This window comes from Kouleothrix sp. 19917 (assembly GCF_057073505.1).
In genome coordinates this window covers 4,112,630-4,132,192 of sequence record NZ_CP097099.1, presented here as the reverse complement: position 1 = coordinate 4,132,192, position 19,563 = coordinate 4,112,630, and the positions used below count along the sequence as shown (strand labels likewise).

Genomic DNA, 19,563 nt, shown 5'->3' with positions numbered 1-19,563 from the left:
ACTGCGCGTGCTGCGCCCTTACAGTGGCTGGGGCGCGTGCTTCGACCTTACTGCGCGTGCTGCGCCCTTACGATGCTGTGCTGCTGCGCCCTACGACGCCAGCGCAGCCAGCACGGCGCGGGTGACGTCGGCGGTGGTGGCGCTGCCGCCCATGTCGGGCGTGTGCGGGCCACTGGCCTGCACCTGCGCCACAGCGGCGCTGATGCGCCCGGCAGCGGTTTTGAGCGCGGCCGGGTTGGCGGCAGAAGGGCGGGCCGACAGCCATTCCAGCAGCTGCGCCGCGCAGCCGATTGCTGCCAGCGGGTTCGCCACGCCCTTGCCCGCGATGTCGGGCGCCGAGCCGTGCACCGGCTCGAACAGGGCGCGCGTTTCGCCCAGGTTGGCCGACACGGCCAGCCCCAGCCCGCCGCCCCAGTAGCTCGCCACATCCGACAGAATATCGCCAAACAGGTTGGTTGTCACAATCACGTCGAAGTGGGCGGGCCGCTGCACAAGCTGGAGCGCGCAGTTATCGACCAGCATTTCTTCGTGCGCGATGTCGGGGTACTCGGCCGCGACCGCGAGTGCCGCGCTGCGGAACAGCCCGCACGTTTCGCGCAGCACGTTGGCTTTGTGGACGATAGTTACCCTGGGTTGGCGGGTTGCAGGTTCCAGGTTTGCAGGTTGGCTTGCTCCCTGCGAACCTTCAACCTGCAACGTGCGAACATTCGAACGCGCCCGTGCCAGCTCAAACGCCGCCCGCACAATCCGCTCGCTGGCCCGCCGCGTGATTACGCGCTCGGCAATGGCGGTGTCGCCGCCGTTTTCCACGCGCTCGCGCCCGGCGTACATGCCCTCGGTGTTCTCGCGAACGACAACCAGGGAGATGGGCGATGGAGGATGGGGAGTAGAAGGATTTTTCCCTTCCCCATCCCCTATCTCCCCACCCCCGCTCACGGGGCGGATATTCGCGTACAGATCCAGCGCGCGCCGCAGGGCGACAATCGGGCTGCGGTAGCCCGGCACCGGGAAGCTGGGCGAACCAACCGCGCCAAACAGCACGGCATCGGCGGCGCGGGCGGCTTGCAGCGTCGCGTCGGGCAGGGCCGCGCCGGTGCGCTGGAAGCAATCCCAGCCGGCTTCGGCTTCGCTGATGTGGAGCGGCAGGCCGGTGGCGCGCAGTACGTCGAGCGCGGCCGGCACCACCTCGCGGCCAATTCCGTCGCCGGGGATGGCCAGCACTTGGAGCGGTTGAACAGACGATGTCGTCATCAGGCGTCCTTTAGCGGAATACTATCACCAATTACGGCGCGGCCAGTCGCGATCCAGCGCGCGCGGTCGGCGCGGCCGTTGCGGCGCGCAACTTCTGCCGCCGCATCCCAGTCGTAGGGCACGGCGACGAGTTCGGGCTGCCAGCCAGCCGCCGTGCGCGTCAGAATGGCGTAGCGCGCATGCGGGCTGCCAGCCTCCATCACATGCGGGAAAGGCGTGTCTTCGTCGTAGGCGGGCATGCCGACACTGCCGGGATTCACGACCAGCGTGCCGCTCGGCAGCCATACGATCCGCGGCACGTGGCTGTGCGCGCACAGCACCACTGGCTCGGCCATGCCGGCCAGCCGCCCGGCAATCACGTCGCCGGTTTCCAGCGAAACGCCGTGCGCCGTCACCCGTTCCAGCAGGTAGGTTTCGTCGGAAGCGGGCGTGCCGTGGCAGCAGAACACCTCGCCCAGCGTAAGCGTTGGCGGGCGGCTAGATAACCACGCGATCTGCTCCGCGCTCAGCGCGCCCGTCACAAAGGCGTGGTCGGGCGCGGCGCGCACGCGCTCGGAAGGCGCGAACACGTCGCGATCCTGATTGCCGGCCAGCGTCGTGATATTGGGCTGAATCAGCCGCGCCATCGTGCCGGCCGGGTCGAGCGAGCCGTACACGCAGTCGCCCAGGTTGACGATTGTGCCAATGCCGCGCCGCGCAATGTCGGCCAGCACGGCGTCAAGCGCCCATGTGTTGCCATGCACGTCGGCAATCGCGGCAAGCTGTGTGATCATGCCAGAACCTCATTCAGCGCGAGACACAAGGCGCGAGACAAGAAATGCGAGACACGGGACAGCGTCCTGAGTAGCGCAGAGCGCGTATCGAAGGGCGCAAGACGACGCGATTTTCACCGCAAAGAGCGCAAAAGGCGCAAAGGGTTGAAAGTTTGCAGGTTAACAAGTTTCAGGTTCTACGTTCGCACGTTGAAGGCTGCTGCATACTGCGTAGTGCCAACTGGCTACTGCTCTTGTCTCCCCGTCTCCTTGTCTCCCAGTCTCCCTGCCTACGCTCCCTGCCCCGGAAAGCGGCCGTGCGCCTTGTAGAACGGCACAATCCCGCCAGCAGCCCAGACTTCCTGCAAGAAGGCCGGCGGCGGCGGCAGCTGGATGGTCTGACCGTCAGCGACCAGTTGCCCGCTCGTCAGGTCGAACTCGACGTTCTGGCCGTCATGCAGCACACCCGTTAGGTCGGCCTCGAAGCAGGGAATGCCGAGGTTCAGCGCGTTGCGATAGAAGATACGCGCAAACAGCGGCGCAATGATCGCGCCCACGCCAGCCATACGCAGCGCCAGCGGGGCATACTCGCGCGACGAGCCGCAGCCAAAATTCGGCCCGGCCACCAGCAAATCGCCCGGCTGCACGGTCGAGGCGAACTCGGGCCGCGCCTCGACAAAGGGGTACTTGCGCAGCTCGGAGTCGTCCTTCAGCATATACGGCGCGTAGCGGCCAGGGACGATCTGGTCGGTGTTGACGTTCGGGCCAAAAATCCATACGCGGGCCATTGCTTACAACCTTTCTTCAGGCGTATCGGCGAAGCATTCGCCGCATACGTGTCTATCATTCGCAATCAGGTGTAGGCGAACGCTTCGCCCTTACTTCAGGGCTTGCCGCAAGTCTTCAATCAGGTCGTCGGGGTGTTCCAGGCCAACCGAAATGCGCAGCAGGCCGGGCGGCGTGCGGCTTTCCGGCCCTTCCACCGAGGCGCGGTGCTCGATCAGGCTTTCCACGCCGCCCAGGCTGGTGGCGCGGGTGAACAAGCGCACGCGTGCGGCCAGCGCCATCGCGGCCGGCTCGCCGCCGCGCACCTCGACCGAGAGCATGCCGCCGCCGCTGCGCATCTGGCGCGCCGCAACCGCGTGGCCGGGGTGCGACGCAAGGCCGGGGTAGTACACGCGCTCGATCTCGGGCTGTGCGCTCAGGAATTCGGCCACGCGGGCGGCGTTTTCGGCGTGCCCGCGCATGCGGTAGGCCAGCGAGCGAATGCCGCGCACAATCAGCCAGCAGTCGAACGGCGACGGCACCGCGCCGCCATTTCCCTGGATGAAGCGCACCCGCTCGAAGAATGCGTCGGACTCGCGCGCCACGATTGCGCCGCCCAGTACGTCGCTGTGCCCGCCGAGGTACTTGGTGGTGGAGTGCATCACCAGATCCGCGCCGAGCGCGAGCGGCTGCTGGAGCACCGGCGTGGCCCAGGTGTTATCGACCGCGCAGCGCGCCCCGGCTTCGTGCGCAATCGCGGCCAGCGCGGCAATGTCGGAAATTTTCAGCAGCGGGTTGGAAGGCGTTTCCAGCCACACCAGCCGCGTGTTCGGCCGCAGCGCCGCGCGCACCGCGTCGAGATTGGTCATATCCACCACGCTGGCCTGCAAGCCCCACGGCGTCATGATCTCGCGCACCAGCCGCGACACGCCGTGGTAGGCGTCGTCGGGAATAATTACGTGGTCGCCCGGCGCGAGCGCCTGAAACACCGCCATCGCCGCCGCCAGCCCCGAGCCGAACGCCGCGCAGGCAGCGCCGCCTTCCAGCGCGGCCAGGCATTCTTCCAGCGCGGTGCGGTTGGGGTTGCCCGAGCGCGTGTAGATATAGCCGCTGGGGAAGCTGCCGTCGGCGGCGCGCTCAAACGTCGTCGAAAGCACGATTGGCGGCATCACCGCGCCGCTGGCGGGGTCGGGCGCCTGCCCGGCGTGAATAGCAAGTGTTTCGAGATTCATACCACCCCCGATAGTTACAGGTTGGCAGGTTTAAAGGTTTCAGGTTAGACCTTCGACGTGCGACCTGCTAACCTGCTAACTTTCCAACTTGCAACCTGCTAACCCGCTAACCTGCCAACCTGCCAACTTGTAACCTGCCAACTTGTAACCTGCTAACCTGCCAACTTGTAACCTGCTAACCGACAAAGAGGCTTGCCAGCGCAGCGACGCCAAACACCAGAATGACCATCCCCGATACGCGATTGACCCACACCAGCGTCGCCGGCGTGACGCGCGCGCGCAGCAGCCCAACCCCGCCGCTCAGCAGCAGCCACCACAGCGCCGAGCCAATGAACACGCCCAGCACCAGCAGCCCGGCCGCGCCGTAGCTGCCCACCGCGCTCGCCAGCCCCAGGCCCGCAAACACCGCCAGAAACGACAGGATCGTGGTGGGGTTGGTCAGTGTCAGGAAGAAGGTGGACGCATATGCGCCAAGCAGGCCCGCGCCGCTGGCGTTCGCCGCCTGCGCGGCCGGGCGCGCCAGCAAAGTTCGCACGCCCAGGTAGCACAGAAACGCGCCGCCGATCAGCTTCAACCACAGCTGCTGGCTGATCAGCAGGCTTGAAATAAAGGTCAGCCCGAAGCCGGCAATACAGCCGTAGATCGCGTCGGCCGTGGCCGCGCCCAGCCCCGAAACCAGCCCGGCCGCCCGCCCGCTCGCCAGTGTGCGGCGGATGCACAGCGCCCCGATCGGCCCCACCGGCGCGGCAATGGAAAAGCCGATCAGCAAGCCCTTCAGCAGCAGTGTGGTGTCCATCATATGCTCCTGACGACGCGTACGAAAACCTGCAAACCTACGAACTACTCTGGAAAATAAATTTCCTTGTACTCAGCTTCCAGGAAGCTGAAGCCAGTTTTCCTTCAAGCTGATACTCAGATTAGCTTCCTGGAAGCTTGCCCGTTGTATAAAAGAACTTTCTTTCCAGAGTACTAACTGATTTCCGCCGGGTGCGTGATATAGCCGGTCAGCGCGGTTGCGGCGGCCACCTCGGGCGAGCCTAGGTAGATATTCGCCTGTGGCGAGCCCATGCGCCCGCGGAAGTTGCGATTGCCAGTGAACAAACACACCTCGCCCGGCGCAAGCACGCCCATGTGGCGGCCAATGCACGCGCCACAGCCAGGCGTGCCCAGCGCCGCGCCAGCCGCGAGCAGTGTTGCCAGCGTGCCATCTTCGGTGGCCTGGCGCAGCGCCTCGCTGGTGGCCGGCACCACAATCAGGCGCACGCCCCTGGCCACGCGCTTGCCCTGCAGGATGCGCGCGGCGGCGGCCATGTCGGCATGGTGGCCGTTGGTGCATGTGCCCAAATACACCACATCCACCGCCACGCGGCCAACCTCGGGCAGATCCACCACATTGTCGACATAATGCGGCACGCTGATCTGCGGCGCGAGCGTGTCGAGATCGATCTCTACGCTGCGGCTGTAGCGCGCGCCTTCCTCGACGCGGAGCCATTCCGGCACGCTGTTCGCCAGCGCCGCCCGGTCGATTGGCGCAAGCACGGCGTCGGCCGGCAGGTCGAACACGGGCGGCACGATGCCGGCCTTTGCGCCAACCTCAATCGAAAGTGTCGCCAGGGTCATGCGGTCGCCGGTGGGCAGGAACTCCACGCCGTGCCACTCAACCGACTGATAGGTTGCGCCGTCGGCGCCGATCTCGCGCGCCACACGCAGGCCCAGGTCTTTCGCGCTGACGCCGGGCTGGAAGCGCCCGCGCGCCACGACGCGCACCGTCTCGGGCACGCGCAGCCATGTTTGGCCGGTGGCCAGCGCCAGCGCCATGTCGGTGGTGCCCATGCCGGTGCCAAACGCGCCCACGCTGCCATAGCCAGTCGAGTGCGAGTCGCTGCCGATGATCAGCATGCCCGGCCGCGCCATGTTTTCTTCCACCAGCACCGGGTGCGAAATGCCACGCCCAACGTCGTAGAGGTGGCTGATGCCCTGCTCGCGCACCCAGCGCCGCAGGTTGGCCTGGTGCTCGGCGTTCTGAATGGTCGCGGCCGGCGCGACATGATCGACCACCACCGCAATCCGCTCGGGGTCCCACACGCGCTCGGCACCCAGCTCGCCGTGCAGCACCTTGATGATGCTGGGCGAAATGCTGTCGTGCATCATCGCCAGGTCGACATTCACCACCACATTTTCGCCAGCCTGCACCGGGCGGCCGGCGGCGTTCGACAGGATCTGTTCCGCGAGTGTTTGTGCCATGTTGGGCTTGCTCCTCGGCTAGGCGCAGTGCGCTGCGCAACACAAAAACGGTACGGTCGGCGCGCGCAGGGCATAGCAAAGCCCGCCTGTGCAGGCGTGCGCGTCGTGGCGTGAAACACAGTATGAGCTGGAACCAGGAGTGAAAACAGAGAATCGGCCGCGTAGCGGTGCGGCGTTGCCATTCATGGCAGGGCGTTCAGCACTGAACGAGCGGGCAGGCGCGCACGCGCGCCACGTGCTAGCGTGACCGTTCAGGTGGCTCATTTCCGCGCCTCTCACTGCTCCAGCATGTCATTGACCGGCGAACGGAAGCGTGGCGCTGCATTGCGCGCAGCTGCTGGATCACGAGCTGTTTCATACGGAAGCCTCCTGAACAAGTACACAAAAACGCCCGCTTCACCAGTCTGGTGAAGCGGGCTTGTCGTTCGCGTTCGGGGGACAAGCGAGCTTAACCAGACCGTGCGGCCGGCTTTTTGCTCTGCTTACCCTGCTTCGAAAACGCGTAGTTCATGTCTTTAAAAATGGGTTATCGGGTTCGGAACGGCGCGAGTATAGCACCGCTCATTTTAAAAGTCAAGCACCGTGCGAAGTGTTATCGCGCCGGCCGCGCCGCCGCCGTGGGATGCCCAAACGCACCAGCGCGTGGCGCACCCGCGAAGGCGAGCACGCCATTGCCTGCGCAATCGCCGCAATTGTCGCGCCTTCCTGCTCGTACAGGCGGCGGAGGGTTATTTCATCCAAAGGGTTGTCGTCGGCGGGCGCGGGCGCTGCGGGCTTGCGGTAGCCGCCGCTGCGCCGGGGAATGCGAAAGCGCACCAGCGCGTCGTAGACGCTGCGGGTGGAAATACTGTAGTGCCCGGCAATATCACGAATCGAGCGTTCTTCAGCGAGGTAGAGCTGCCGCAGGGTTGGCTCGTCGAGCGCCGGGGCGGCGTGGGCCGCGCTGCTGGGCTGGAAACCGGCCAGCCGGCGCGGAATGTGGTAGCGCCCCAGCAGATCGCGCACGCTTTGGATAGAAAGACCAACCTGCGCGGCGATCGCCTGGATCGAGTGTTTCTCGACGAGGTAAAGATGGCGGAGGGTGTGTTCATCAATCATCGCTGCGCCTGCCTTTCGCCGGTGTGAAACTGACGGGGCACAACGATGTACACGCGCCTATTATATGCTATTTCGCCCGTCGCTTTATGCGCTTTGTACAGAATGCAAGCTGGCCGAGCCACCAGGCAGCTGCTGCCTGAGCTGTTCGAACACCACTATACACCGACCTGCGGGAAATGAGCTGTATCTCTTTATACAAAACATCCATAATATTATTAGGGCGTTTCATACAATGTAGCCGTATGCGTATCGTCGCGAAGCGTCTATCATATGGCTACTCAAGTTTAACCCTGCTTAAATAAGTGCGATGATGCGATGCCGGATTGATCGAGGGCCGATCAAGCCGGCGTCACTGTGTTATGAACGAGGCGCGCGATGCACGAAACATTGAGTATGCTCCTTCCGCTGGCAGGCATTCTGGTGGGCGCCAAGATCGCCGCCCAGATCAGCTACCGGGTGGGAATGCCGGCGGTATTTGGCGAGCTGCTGCTGGGCCTGATCCTCGGCCCGTCGCTGCTGGGCTGGCTGGCCCCGAACGAAACGCTGCAGCTCCTGGCCGATATTGGCGTTATTCTGCTGATGTTTATGGCTGGCCTGGAAACCGACACCGTGGCGCTGCGCCAGGCTGGCAAGGTGTCCATGCTCACGGCAATCGGCGGGGTGGTGCTGCCGCTGGCGGCTGGCCTGCTGATCGGTGAGGCGGTGGGGATGGAATGGCACCACGCGCTCTTCCTGGGCGCAGTGCTGACGGCCACCAGTGTGAGCATTTCGGCGCAAACGCTGCGCGAACTCGGCCGGCTGCGCTCGCGCGAAGGCTCGACCATCCTCGGCGCGGCGATCATCGACGACGTGCTGGGCGTGCTGGTGTTTGCGCTGGTGATGAGCCTTTCCGGCGAGGGCAATATCTACTGGACGCTCGGCAAGATGATCCTGTTCTTCCCGATTGCCTGGGTGATTGGCGATAAAGTGGTGCCGCTGCTGGTGCGCTGGGAGCGCCACCTGCACCACCGCGAAGCCAGCCTGGCGCTGCTTCTGGGCCTGGTGCTGGTGTATGCCTGGGCGGCAGAGGCGCTGGGCAGCGTCGCAACCATTACCGGCGCATATCTGCTGGGTGTTGTGGTGGCGCGCCACGCCGACGAAGGCCATATCGTGCACGACGGCACCGCGTCGCTGGGCTATGGCTTCTTCATCCCGATCTTCTTTATCAACATCGGCCTGCAGGCGCAAGCCGCCGGCCTGATCGCCGCGCCGCTCTTCACGGTCGCTATTATCATCATTGCCGTGCTCACCAAGATTGTGGGCGGCGGCCTGGGCGCGCGCCTGGGCGGCTTTGGCAATCGCTCGGCCTTCCAGATTGGCGTCGGAATGGTGTCGCGCGGCGAGGTTGCGCTGGTGATTGCCGGCGCGGGCCTGGCGGCTGGCCTCGTCGATGCCAACTTGTTCTCGGTGCTGGTGGTGGTGACGCTGGCAACCACGCTGGTCACGCCGCCGCTGCTGCGGCTTGCATTTGGGAAGCAGGCCGCCGCCGACCCTACTTCAGAGCCAGTGGCGACGCTGGCGGTTGAGGGCGCGGCCGACTAAGAATCTCACGCAGCGCGCCGCTGGCCGAATACGCTCGGCGCGCTGAAACCCTTCCCTTGTACTCAGGATCAAGCGTTTTCACTGGACTAAAGGAGGTGTTCCGCAGCTAAAAAAACTAAATTGCGGCGGTCGGGCCACCGCCGCACCCATCCACGTTCGATGGGCGGCCATGGTGCCAAAGGGTCGGCGTATCTGGCGGAAAGCGTGATTCAGCTGTGATCGACTATCGCAGCACACGCGCCAAGCTACGACGAGGTTAAAGATTTCAAGAAAGGACTGTCGTTATCATGAACGACCAAATTCAGCTGCTGACTACGGCAGCAAACATCCTCTGGCTTATCCTCGCTGCTTTCCTCGTGTTCTTCATGCAGGCAGGTTTCGCGCTCGTCGAAACGGGCTTCACGCGCGCCAAGAATGTTGCACACACCATGCTGATGAACATGATGGTGTTCTGTCTCGGTGCGATTGGCTACTGGATCTGCGGCTTCGCCTTCCAGTTTGGCGCCCTGAACCTGGCCTACCCCGAGGTGACGACCGCGGGCGCAATCGCCGGGCCGTGGGCTTTCTCGCCGCTGACGCTGGGCGCCTGGGGCGATAACCTGAGCAGCGGCATTCGCCTGGGCGATCAGTTCGGCGTGCTCGGTACCACCGGCTTTTTCCTGCAGGGCATTGGCCTGAGCGCGGCCGGCATCTTCGCCTTCTTCCTCTTCCAGATGGTCTTCATGGACACGGCGGCGACGATCCCGACTGGTTCGGGCGCTGAGCGTATCAAGTTCCTGGGCTTTGTGATCATGAGCTTCTGGGTCAGCATGATCATCTACCCGATTGCCGGCAACTGGGTGTGGGGCGGCGGCTGGCTGGCCAACCTGGGCCGTTCGCTGGGCCTTGGCAACGGCGCGGTCGACTTCGCCGGCTCGGGTGTGGTGCACATGACCGGTGGCGCGGTTGGCCTGGCGATTGCAATCGTGCTTGGCCCGCGCATTGGCAAGTTCAATAAGGATGGCAGCGCAAATACCATCCCCGGCCATAACATCCCGATGGGTATTCTGGGTACGATCATCCTGTACTTTGGCTGGTTCGGCTTCAACCCGGGCTCCTCGCTGGGCTTGATCACCCCGGCCGTGGCCGATGCGAGCGGCAATGTCACAACCGCCGCCTCGATGTGGCCGATCAACCTGACGGTTATTGCAGCCATCAACACGCTGCTGGCCGGCGCGGCGGGTGGTGTCAGCACCATGACGTACACCTGGCTGACGGGCGCCAAGAAGCCGTCGCCTTCCATGTCGGTGAACGGCATCCTGGCCGGCCTGGTAGCGATTACCGCACCGTGCGCATTTGTCGACCCGTGGGGCGCGGTGATTATTGGCCTGGTGGCTGGCGTGCTGGTGGTGCTGGCGACTGGCTGGCTTGAGAAGGCCAAGATCGACGACCCGGTTGGCGCGGTGCCGGTGCACTTCGTCAATGGTATGTGGGGCGTGCTGGCCGTCGGTATCTTCGCAGTGGGCAACCCCGATACCGCCGCCTGGAATGGTGTCGAGTCGCCAGTGACGGGCATTGTGGGTGGCAGCTTCGCACAGATCCTGCCGCAGGTGCTCGAAGCCGCCGCGATCGCGATCTGGGGTTTCGGCCTGTCATACGTCTTCTTCACCGTTCTGAAGCGCGCTGGCCTGCTGCGCAGCCGCGCCGAGGACGAGATCAACGGCCTGGATATGCCCGAGATGGGCGAGATTGGCTACCTCACCGATGGCGTGGCTGTGCCGGGTGGGCAGGTCGAAGAGCCTGTGGCAGTGGGCGTGACAGCCCCCGCCAGCTAGCTTCGTACACATCCTTGAGCATCACTGGTCGGGCGGGTGGCATGTGCCATCCGCCCGGTTTCTTGTTGGCGGCTTATGGCTTCCCGATGCCGTGCGCAAAGGTTACAATTTTCACAACAAGCTTGACACTCCTCTGCCGGGGGTGTATACTCGGGCATGTCGGAAGGCTTCCGGCAAGGCGTACGTGCTCTCTCGTTAGGTGCGGCGTCTGCACAGACACAAGTCGTTGCCCCGGCCCGTCGAAAGACGCTCAGGGGTAGACCAGGGCGGTCCGAGCTAAGGCTCGCTCTAACACGACTGCGAAAGCTACGCTGTGCAGTGCCAAAGCTCAAGTTGGGGAGAAGCCAAAACGGGCGTTCGTGTGAACGCGCGTCGTTGTGCTTTATAACCCCTTGGGCTTGCCCGAGGGGGCTTTTTATGGAGTTGTATGGACGCCAGTCATTCTTGTGCGCGGTGCGTCTGGTCGCGCTGCGCCGGTGGCCTCGTTTTGTGATGCGCTTGCTGCCAGCGGTTGGCGATGCTATGGCATAGCCCATAGCGACTAGCCAAACCCTGCGCTGCCCTCACACTGCGAGGTGTGGGGGCGTTTTTGTCCTCCCTTCCACTGGCGCGGCCCACGGCGCGCCGCTAAAACTCCGGCGGCCCTGCTTGCCGCATCGATCCTGGGAGGACATCATGAACACTTTGGCACCGCGCGTGCGCTCCGCACGCCGTCGCGCCTCCGCGCTCTACTGCGCTGTCCACGGCAGCGGCACCCCTGTGCTGTTGCTGCACGGTCTCGGCACCACTGGCGAAATTTTCGCGCCAATTATTCCAGCGCTGGCCCGCGCGTTTCAGGTCATTGTTCCCGACCTGCGCGGCCACGGCCAGAGCAGCTGCCTGCCCGGCCCCGACAGCATCGAGCGCCTGGCCGACGACCTGAACACTCTGCTCGATCTGCTCCATATCGATTCCTGCATTGTGCTGGGCTACGCCTCGGGCGGTGCGGTAGCGCAGCAACTCGCCCGCGCCTACCCGGCGCGCGTGCGCGCGCTGGCGCTCGTATGCGCCTACGCCCGTGGCGCGGCCACGCTGCGCGAGCAGATTAACGCCCGCCTGCGCCCCGAGCTGTATCGCCTGCTTGGCCCGCGCCGCGCCAGCACCTTTGCCGAGGGCAGCACGCCCCGCGCCGTGCATGCCACGCTCGACGCCAACCGTGGCGGGCGGGTTGCGCCGGTTGCGCGCGCGCTGCTGGCTTTCGATAGCCGCGCCTGGCTGCCGCAGCTGCGCTGCCCGGCACTGATTGTGAATGGCGGGCGCGATGCAACCACCCCGGCGCATCACGCGCGCGAGCTGCAAGCCCTGTTGCCGCATGCCGAGCTTCGCACCCTGCCGCGCGCCGGCCACTGGCTGGTCGCCACGCACACCGACGAGCTGCTGGGCATTGTGCAGCCCTGGCTGGCGGCCCACGAGGTGCGCGCATGAGCAACGCCACGATCACCTGGGTGGAAGCACTTGAGCAGCGCGTGCGGAATGTGCTTGCCGCCGCCGACGACGACGCGCTGCGCATGCTGCTGGCCGGCCGGCACCCGGCCGATATCGCCGAGGTGATCGATCGGCTCGACGACGACGACAAAGTCCGTGTGTTTCGCACGCTTGCGCCCGCGCAGGCCGCCGACGTGCTGGGCGAAACCAGCCGCGACGCCACGCGCGAGCTGCTGGAATACCTGCCCGCCGAAGAAGCCGGCGATCTGCTCGATCGTCTGCCGATGGACGACGTGGCCGAAATTCTCAGCGAAGACGTGCCCGAGCGCCAGCAAGCCCTGCTCGCAGCCATGGAGCCACGCGACGCCGCCGAGGTGCGCGCGCTGCTGAGCTACCCGCCACAAAGCGCCGGCCGCCTGATGACCGAGAAATTCGTGCGCGTGCGGCCGGAGATGACGGCCAAGGAAACGCTTGCGCACCTGCGCCACAGCGACCCCGAAACCGAGTCGTTCACCGACCTGTATGTGCTCGGGCCGCAGCAGCAGCTGCTGGGCATTGTGCCGCTGCACACGGTTGTCACCGCGCCTTCCGAGCGCCGCCTCGCCGACCTGATGGTGCGCGAGGTCGTGACCATCCCGCCCACCACCGACCAGGAAGAGGCGGCGCGGCTGGTGGCGCGCTACGACATTATGGCGGTGCCAGTGGTGGCGGAAGGTGGCCGAATGCTGGGCATCATCACCGTTGACGACGTGATTGACGTGCTGGTGTCGGAAGGCACCGAAGACGTGCTGCGCTTTGGCGGCGTCAGCGACGATGGCATGGATCAGCCGTATTTCACCATCCCCATCCCGCAGGTAGTGCGGAAGCGGATTGTCTGGCTGCTGCTCTTGTTTCTGGCCGGCACGCTCACCGGCAGCGTGCTCAGCTTCTTTGAAAATGAGCTGGAGCGCATGGTCATGCTCTCGGTGTTCATTCCCCTGCTGATTGGCACGGGCGGCAACACGGGCGCGCAAACGGTTTCGACCGTGATTCGCGGGCTGGCGCTGGGCGAAATTCGCGCGCGCGACACCGGGCGCGTGGTGCTGCGCGAGCTGCTCAGTGGCTTGCTGCTCGGCACGCTGTTGGGCTGCGTGGCGCTGGCGTGGACGCTCCTGTGGGGGAATACGTTCGCGCTCTCAGGCGTGGTGGCGCTCACCATCCTGGCGATCTGCGTGTGGGCAAATGTGATCGGCTCGCTCGTGCCGCTGATTGCGCGGCGCGTGGGCATCGACCCGGCCACGGTGTCGGCCCCGCTGATCACCACGCTGGTCGATGCGACTGGGCTGGCGATTTACCTGATGATCGCGAAGGCGATGCTGGGGCTGTAGGTTTTTACAGATAGAAACGGCACACGGCCGATCTGTTGAGGCAACTACGGACTACGCACTATGTGGTTAGGATATAGTGCGTAGCTTTTTCGGGCGAACCATATTAGTATTCTGGAAAATACGTTATTTCATACAACGGGCAAGCTTCCAGGAAGCTCATCTGGCTACCAGATTGAAACTGTCCTGAGCTTCCTGGAAGCTGAGTGTAAGGGAATTTATTTTCCAGAGAAATTAGTCATTTTCCAGCAGCTCGATCACTGCGCCAAATTGCTCGGTGCTATCGACATAGGCGTAGCGCCCGCCGGTGTATTCGCCGCGCTGGATGAGCGGCGCGCCTTTGCCCGCCAGATATGCCAGGCGATCCTGCATGCCCTTGACGCCAAAGGCGATGTGGTGCAAACTCTCGCCATGCGCGTCGAGCTGGTCGCGCCAGGTGCTTGGCTCGCCAATTGGCTCAATTAGCTCCAGCGACACCTGCCCGAGGTTGAAGAATGCCAGCTTGGCGCGCGCGTGCGACGGCTCGCCGTTGTACTCGGTGCGCGCCAGATCGTAGCCGTCGGTGACGATGATATTGGGCACGGGGACGCCCAGCATGCCAGCCCAGGCGGCGCTCTTGGCCTCGATGTCGCGCACAATAATCGCGACCTGCGTGACGGTAGTGGTTCCCAGCGTTTCCTCGCTCATGGCTTCCCTCTTTTCTGGTGCTTTTCTGGTTGCTGGCGGTTCGAGCCACGAGTATAGCACGGCTTCCCATGCGCACAGCAGGACGTGGGTATCAGCGCCTCGTTGGATTTATACAAATTTGGACTATTTCAGCTGATTTTGGGGAAAGCACCACGTCTTTTTCTTCCATGCCCATTTCCGTGATTGTATGAAAAGTACAAATTTCCGCATCAGAATGAGAAATCTTGCACAAAGCCCCTTGACAAAGGTACCCCTATCTTGTATAGTGCCTTTTAACCATTAACCAAGTTTTAGCGGATTGCAATGACGCCCGCAGCGATCTCGTCGTACGAGATCTGGCTGTGGGTTTTTGTTTACCCGGCACCCCAAAATGCCGGTCGCGCTGTATCTTCTTCGTACCCATCGCTCGCAAGCGCACGAACCTGACTCTTACACGCTCCACGACGGAGCACCGGCGAAGGCACCGCAACGCCTCTTCCCCCGCGGTGGCTCCGCCTCGTGTGGTACCTCGCAGCAGGTATGTCTTATACCATCGATGGAACCTGGCCGGGCGCACACTTCGCGGCCCGGCCGTTCGCACCTACTCACGCAGTAGAGGGATGACAAAGATGCACACCAGCAAGAAATTGTCGCAACGCGGTTTGTACCACCCCCAGTTCGAGCACGACGCCTGTGGCATCGGTTTTGTGGCCCGCCTGTCGGGCGCGCCGAGCCACGAGATTATTCAGATGGCGCTGACAGCCGTGGGCAATATGGCCCACCGTGGCGGCGTGGCCGCCGACGGCAAGAGCGGCGACGGCGCGGGCGTGCTGACGCAGATCCCGCAGGCGTTTTTCGCCCGCGAGCTCCAGCGCCTGGGCATTTCGTACAACGTGGCCGACCTTGCGGTGGGCATGGTCTTCCTGCCGCGCGATGCGGCCGCCCGCGATGCCGCGCGCGAGCTTGTGGCGGCGGCGCTGGCGAGCTACAACCTCCGGCTGCTGGGCTGGCGCGCTGTGCCAGTCGATAGCGAGGCCCTGGGCGAGCGCGCCCGCGCCACGCAGCCCGATATCGAGCAGGCCCTGGTGGGCTGCGCCGAATCGGGACTCGACGGCGACGCCCGCGAGCGCGCGCTGTACCTCGCCCGCAAGCAGATGGAAGCCGCCGCCATTCAGCAGGGGCTGGAAGGCTTCTACCTTTCGTCGCTCTCGGCGCGCACGATTGTCTACAAGGGCCTGATGGTCGCGCCAGTGCTGCCGCACTTTTACACCGACCTGGCCGACCCGGCCTACACCACGGCGATTGCGGTCTTCCACCAGCGCTATTCCACCAACACCTTCCCAACCTGGGAGCGCGCCCAGCCCTTCCGCATGGTGTCGCACAACGGCGAGATCAACACGCTGCGCGGCAACATCACCTGGATGAAGGCGCGCGAGGCCGAGTGGCGGCTGAACGCCCAGCCCGATGGCGCGGCCGAGCCGATTGCTGAGGGCGGCGCGGCGCTGGGCAACTTTGTCGCGCAGCAGGGGCCGATTGTCGATACCACCGGCTCGGACTCGGGCATGCTCGACAATGTGCTGGAGCTGCTGGTGCTGGGCGGGCGCGATGTGCGCCACGCGCTGACGATGCTGGTGCCCGAGGCCTGGGAGCGCGTGCAGGATATGGACTCGAGCTGGCGCGCGTTCTACCAGTACCACTCGGGCCTGACCGAGCCGTGGGACGGCCCGGCGGCGCTGTGCTTCAGCGACGGCCAGACCGTCGGCCTCGCGCTCGACCGCAACGGCCTGCGCCCGGCGCGCTACCTGATCACCGACGATGGCCTGGTGGTGGTTGGCTCCGAAGTGGGCGCGGTGGTGGTTGACGACGCCCGCGTGATCAAGAAGGGCAAGGTCGGCCCCGGCCAGATGATCGCCGCCGACCTGCGCACCGGTCAGTTCGAAGATAATGCCACGATCAAGAGCCGCCTGGCCGCCGCCGAGCCCTATGCGCAGTGGCTGGCCGGCCAGATGGAAGTGCTGCCCCCGGCTGGCGTGGCGCATATCGCTGAGGGCCATCAGCCGGAAACATCCGCCTCGCGCGCGTCGAAGTCGGCGCTGCTGGGCGAATTGCAGCACGCCTTTGGCTACACTGCCGAGGAACTGGCGGTTGTGCTGCGGCCCATGCTGCGCGACGGCCAGGAGCCGGTTGGCTCGATGGGCGACGACACGCCCGCCGCTGTGCTGGCCGAGCGCGCCCGCCCGCTCTATGCCTACTTCAAGCAGCGCTTCGCGGAAGTGACCAACCCGCCAATCGACCCGCTGCGCGAAGAACTGGTAATGTCGCTCTCGTTTGCGCTGGGGCGGCGCGGCAACTTTCTCGAAGCCGGCCCGCAGCACGCGCACCTGCTGCGCCTCGCCAGCCCGGTGCTGACCGACGAGCATCTTGCGACGATCCGCAACCTTGCCGACCCGGCCTTTGCCAGCGCGACGCTGCCGGCACTCTTCCCCGCCGCCGAAGGCGCGCAGGGCATGAACGCGGCGCTCGACCGGCTTTGTCGCCAGGCCGAGGATGCGGTCGCCGCCAGCAAGGTGCTGCTGATCATCAGCGACCGTGGCGTCGATGAGCGCAGCGCGCCCATTCCAGCGCTGCTCGCGCTTGGCGCGGTGCACCAGCACCTGATCCGCCGCGGCCTGCGCACCGCCGTGAGCCTGATTGTGGAAAGCGGCGAGCCGCGCGAAGTGCACCACCTGGCCTGTCTGGTGGGCATGGGCGCCGAGGCGGTGAACCCTTACCTGGCGCTGGCGACCGTGCGCAACCTGGCGATTGAGCGCGACGAAGTGAAGGGCAAGGCGCAGGAAACCGCCGAAGAAGATCGCCGCACGCCGGCCGAGCTGTCGGAAGAAGCCGAGCACAACTACATCCACGCGCTGGAAAAAGGCCTGCTCAAGATCATGTCGAAGATCGGCATCGCCACGGTCGATAGCTACTGCGGCGCGCAGATCTTCGAGACCTTTGGTTTGGCCGACGCGGTGGTGGCGCGCTGCTTCGAGGGCACGCCCGCCCGCCTGGGTGGCGTGAGCTTCGGCAAGCTCGCCGCCGACGTGCTGAACCACCACGACGAGGCATTTGCCAGCCGCCTGCCGCTGGTCGCCTCGCGCGCCTCGCTGCCGCACCCCGGCTTCTACAAGTTCAAGAAGGATGGCGAGTACCACTCCTTCGCGCCGGCTGTCGTCCACGCCTTGCAGAAAGCCTCGGGCGGCGGCGACTATGGCGTCTACAAGAGCTACAGCGACCTCGTGCACAAGCGCCCGCCCACGGAACTGCGCGACCTGCTGGCGCTGCGCGATTCAGCCACCAGCGCGCCCATCGCAGTTGATGATGTCGAGCCGGTCGAGGCGATTGTCACGCGCTTCTCCACCGCCGCGATGTCGCTGGGTTCGACCAGCAGCGAAGCGCACGAGACGCTGGCAATTGCGATGAACCGCCTGGGCGGCCTGAGCAACTCGGGCGAAGGCGGCGAGTCGCCGGAGCGCTATGGCACCGAGGGCAACAGCCCGATCAAGCAGGTGGCTTCGGGGCGCTTTGGCGTCACGCCCGCCTACCTGGCCTCGGCGCGTGAGCTGCAAATCAAGATGGCGCAGGGCTCCAAGCCCGGCGAGGGCGGCCAGCTGCCTGGCCACAAAGTTACCGAGGAAATTGCGCGCGTGCGGCACACCACTCCCGGCGTGCAGCTCATTTCGCCGCCGCCGCACCACGACATCTATAGCATCGAAGACCTGTCGCAGCTGATCTACGACCTCAAGCAGGTCAACCCAGCGGCGGCGGTGTCGGTGAAGCTGGTGGCCGAGGCCGGCGTCGGCACGATTGCGGCGGGCGTGGCCAAGGGCGGCGCGGATGTCATTCTGATCAGCGGGCACTCGGGCGGCACCGGCGCGTCGCCACTTTCGTCCATCAAGAATGCTGGCGTGAACTGGGAGCTTGGCCTGGCCGAAGCCCAGCAGACGCTGGTGCTGAACGGCCTGCGCGGCCGCGTACGCCTGCGCGCCGACGGCGGTTTGAAGACCGGCCGCGACGTGGTGATGGCCGCGCTGCTGGGTGCCGACGAGTTCTCATTCGGCACAGCCGCGCTGGTGGCCGAGGGCTGCGTGATGGCGCGCACCTGCCACTCGAACAACTGCCCGGTCGGCATTGCCACGCAGCGCCCCGAGCTGCGCGCCAAGTTCAAGGGCACGCCCGAGCAGGTGATGCACTTCTTCCTGCACTTGGCGCAGGAAGTGCGCGAGGTTCTGGCCTCACTTGGCGCACGCACCCTGAGCGAGATCGTTGGCCGCACCGACCTGCTTGAGCAGGTGAAGCGCGGCGGCGAAGGCGACCTGCTGAATATGGCGGCGCTGCTGGAGCGGCTGGACGACGACGGCGAGGACATTCGCAACACGCAGGAATGGAACGGCTATGTCGCCACCAGCGACCTGAACGCCGAGATTTTTGCCGGCGCGCGTGCGGCTGTTGAGAGCGGCGCAAGCGTCGAGCTGGCCTTCCCGATTGGCAACTGCGACCGCACCGTCGGCGCGACGCTGTCGGGCGCGATTGGCGGGCGCTACGGCGAGGCCGGCCTGCCCGATGGCACCGTGACGGTTCGCTTCACCGGCAGCGCGGGCCAGAGCTTTGGCGCATTCCAGGCGCCGGGCGTGCAGTTCCTGCTCGAAGGCGAGGCCAACGACTATGTTGGCAAGGGCATGGGCGGCGGCTCGATTATCGTGCGGCCCTCGGCGGCGGCGCGCTTCGCCACCCACGAGAACACGATCATCGGCAACACTGTGCTGTATGGCGCTACTGGCGGCGCGCTGTTCGCGGCCGGGCGCGGCGGCGAGCGCTTCGCAGTGCGCAACTCGGGCGCGGTCGCGGTGGTCGAGGGCCTGGGCGACCACGGCTGCGAGTATATGACCGGTGGCGTGGTGCTGGTGCTGGGCGCGACGGGCCGCAACTTCGCGGCGGGCATGACGGGCGGCATCGCCTATGTGCTCGACGAGGAGGCTAACTTCGCGTCGCGCTGCAATGGCGAAATGGTCGAGCTTGGGCGGCTCGACGCCGAGGACGAAATCAACATTCGCGGCCTGCTGCAGCGCCACCTCGACCTGACGGGCAGCCCGCGCGCCGCCGACTTGCTGGCGCGCTGGGAAACGGTGCGCGGCCAGTTCGTGCGCGTGGCTCCGCGTGGCATCAAGGTCGATCAGACCAAGACCTGGATCACGCTGCGCGAGCGCGTGCTGGCGCTGCGCTAGTCGCTTGCTTCTTACTCCGTAACACAACACCCCACTGGCCACGCGGCTGGTGGGGTGTTGCGTTGGAGGAG

13 protein-coding genes and 1 riboswitch are annotated in these 19,563 nt (G+C 65.2%); of the genes, 5 read left to right on the top strand and 8 right to left on the bottom strand.

Annotated features, from left to right (window positions below):
• Nucleotides 1-90: 90 nt before the first annotated feature.
• The 7 genes from M1P90_RS16885 to M1P90_RS16855 all read right to left on the bottom strand — a co-directional run bounded on the left by M1P90_RS16885 (nt 91) and on the right by M1P90_RS16855 (nt 7,342).
• Nucleotides 91-1,251: an isocitrate/isopropylmalate dehydrogenase family protein gene (locus M1P90_RS16885; RefSeq protein WP_483704285.1), complete on the bottom strand. Its 1,161-nt coding sequence runs from the start codon at nt 1,249-1,251 to the stop codon at nt 91-93.
• Nucleotides 1,251-2,024 carry a metallophosphoesterase family protein gene (locus M1P90_RS16880; RefSeq protein ID WP_483704283.1) on the bottom strand — a complete coding sequence of 258 codons (774 nt, stop codon included), beginning with the start codon at nt 2,022-2,024 and terminating at the stop codon, nt 1,251-1,253. The genes M1P90_RS16885 and M1P90_RS16880 overlap by 1 nt, the downstream gene beginning before the upstream one ends.
• Nucleotides 2,025-2,293: 269 nt before the next feature.
• Nucleotides 2,294-2,791, bottom strand: a complete 498-nt coding sequence (locus M1P90_RS16875) for a LeuD/DmdB family oxidoreductase small subunit (protein ID WP_483704281.1) — start codon at nt 2,789-2,791, stop codon at nt 2,294-2,296.
• Between the two features lie 90 nt (nt 2,792-2,881).
• On the bottom strand, nt 2,882-4,000 hold the full coding sequence (locus M1P90_RS16870) for a trans-sulfuration enzyme family protein (protein ID WP_483704279.1): 1,119 nt from the start codon (nt 3,998-4,000) through the stop codon (nt 2,882-2,884).
• A gap of 175 nt (nt 4,001-4,175) precedes the next feature.
• Entirely contained in the window at nt 4,176-4,799 is a 624-nt protein-coding gene (locus M1P90_RS16865; protein WP_483704277.1) for a LysE family translocator, read from the bottom strand.
• A 170-nt stretch (nt 4,800-4,969) separates the two neighbouring features.
• The gene (locus M1P90_RS16860; RefSeq protein ID WP_483704275.1) at nt 4,970-6,244 is read right to left on the bottom strand and encodes a 3-isopropylmalate dehydratase large subunit; all 1,275 of its coding nucleotides are present in this window, start codon (nt 6,242-6,244) and stop codon (nt 4,970-4,972) included.
• A gap of 573 nt (nt 6,245-6,817) precedes the next feature.
• Entirely contained in the window at nt 6,818-7,342 is a 525-nt protein-coding gene (locus M1P90_RS16855) for a hypothetical protein (protein WP_483704273.1), read from the bottom strand.
• Nucleotides 7,343-7,717: 375 nt separating this feature from the next.
• On the opposite strand from M1P90_RS16855, the gene M1P90_RS16850 reads away from it, so the two are divergent.
• From M1P90_RS16850 to mgtE, 4 genes are all read left to right on the top strand, one after another.
• A complete protein-coding gene (locus M1P90_RS16850) occupies nt 7,718-8,923 on the top strand; it encodes a cation:proton antiporter (RefSeq protein WP_483704271.1) in 1,206 nt (401 codons plus the stop codon).
• A gap of 287 nt (nt 8,924-9,210) precedes the next feature.
• Complete coding sequence (locus tag M1P90_RS16845) at nt 9,211-10,737, top strand: ammonium transporter (protein ID WP_483704269.1); 1,527 nt, start codon at nt 9,211-9,213, stop codon at nt 10,735-10,737.
• A gap of 184 nt (nt 10,738-10,921) precedes the next feature.
• A riboswitch (M-box (ykoK) riboswitch) is annotated at nt 10,922-11,083 on the top strand.
• A 329-nt stretch (nt 11,084-11,412) separates the two neighbouring features.
• Nucleotides 11,413-12,201, top strand: a complete 789-nt coding sequence (locus M1P90_RS16840; protein ID WP_483704267.1) for an alpha/beta fold hydrolase — start codon at nt 11,413-11,415, stop codon at nt 12,199-12,201.
• The gene (gene mgtE / locus M1P90_RS16835; protein ID WP_483704265.1) at nt 12,198-13,568 is read left to right on the top strand and encodes a magnesium transporter; all 1,371 of its coding nucleotides are present in this window, start codon (nt 12,198-12,200) and stop codon (nt 13,566-13,568) included. The genes M1P90_RS16840 and mgtE overlap by 4 nt, the downstream gene beginning before the upstream one ends.
• Nucleotides 13,569-13,799: 231 nt before the next feature.
• Here mgtE and M1P90_RS16830 read toward each other — a convergent pair whose 3' ends face one another.
• On the bottom strand, nt 13,800-14,252 hold the full coding sequence (locus tag M1P90_RS16830; RefSeq protein ID WP_483704263.1) for a VOC family protein: 453 nt from the start codon (nt 14,250-14,252) through the stop codon (nt 13,800-13,802).
• A 608-nt stretch (nt 14,253-14,860) separates the two neighbouring features.
• Here M1P90_RS16830 and gltB point away from each other — a divergent pair.
• A complete protein-coding gene (gene gltB / locus M1P90_RS16825) occupies nt 14,861-19,492 on the top strand; it encodes a glutamate synthase large subunit (RefSeq protein ID WP_483704261.1) in 4,632 nt (1,543 codons plus the stop codon).
• The last annotated feature ends 71 nt before the right edge of the window (nt 19,493-19,563 follow it).

Excerpts from the sequence above, each read along its gene's own strand:
- M1P90_RS16880 (WP_483704283.1), bottom strand. The coding sequence starts at position 2,024 with ATGATCACACAGCTTGCCGCGATTGCCGACGTGCATGGCAACACATGG.
- M1P90_RS16870 (WP_483704279.1), bottom strand. The coding sequence starts at position 4,000 with ATGAATCTCGAAACACTTGCTATTCACGCCGGGCAGGCGCCCGACCCC.
- M1P90_RS16865 (WP_483704277.1), bottom strand. The coding sequence starts at position 4,799 with ATGATGGACACCACACTGCTGCTGAAGGGCTTGCTGATCGGCTTTTCC.
- M1P90_RS16885 (WP_483704285.1), bottom strand. The coding sequence starts at position 1,251 with ATGACGACATCGTCTGTTCAACCGCTCCAAGTGCTGGCCATCCCCGGC.
- mgtE (WP_483704265.1), top strand. The coding sequence starts at position 12,198 with ATGAGCAACGCCACGATCACCTGGGTGGAAGCACTTGAGCAGCGCGTG.
- M1P90_RS16830 (WP_483704263.1), bottom strand. The coding sequence starts at position 14,252 with ATGAGCGAGGAAACGCTGGGAACCACTACCGTCACGCAGGTCGCGATT.
- M1P90_RS16850 (WP_483704271.1), top strand. The coding sequence starts at position 7,718 with ATGCACGAAACATTGAGTATGCTCCTTCCGCTGGCAGGCATTCTGGTG.
- M1P90_RS16875 (WP_483704281.1), bottom strand. The coding sequence starts at position 2,791 with ATGGCCCGCGTATGGATTTTTGGCCCGAACGTCAACACCGACCAGATC.
- M1P90_RS16845 (WP_483704269.1), top strand. The coding sequence starts at position 9,211 with ATGAACGACCAAATTCAGCTGCTGACTACGGCAGCAAACATCCTCTGG.
- M1P90_RS16860 (WP_483704275.1), bottom strand. The coding sequence starts at position 6,244 with ATGGCACAAACACTCGCGGAACAGATCCTGTCGAACGCCGCCGGCCGC.
- M1P90_RS16840 (WP_483704267.1), top strand. The coding sequence starts at position 11,413 with ATGAACACTTTGGCACCGCGCGTGCGCTCCGCACGCCGTCGCGCCTCC.
- M1P90_RS16855 (WP_483704273.1), bottom strand. The coding sequence starts at position 7,342 with ATGATTGATGAACACACCCTCCGCCATCTTTACCTCGTCGAGAAACAC.
- gltB (WP_483704261.1), top strand. The coding sequence starts at position 14,861 with ATGCACACCAGCAAGAAATTGTCGCAACGCGGTTTGTACCACCCCCAG.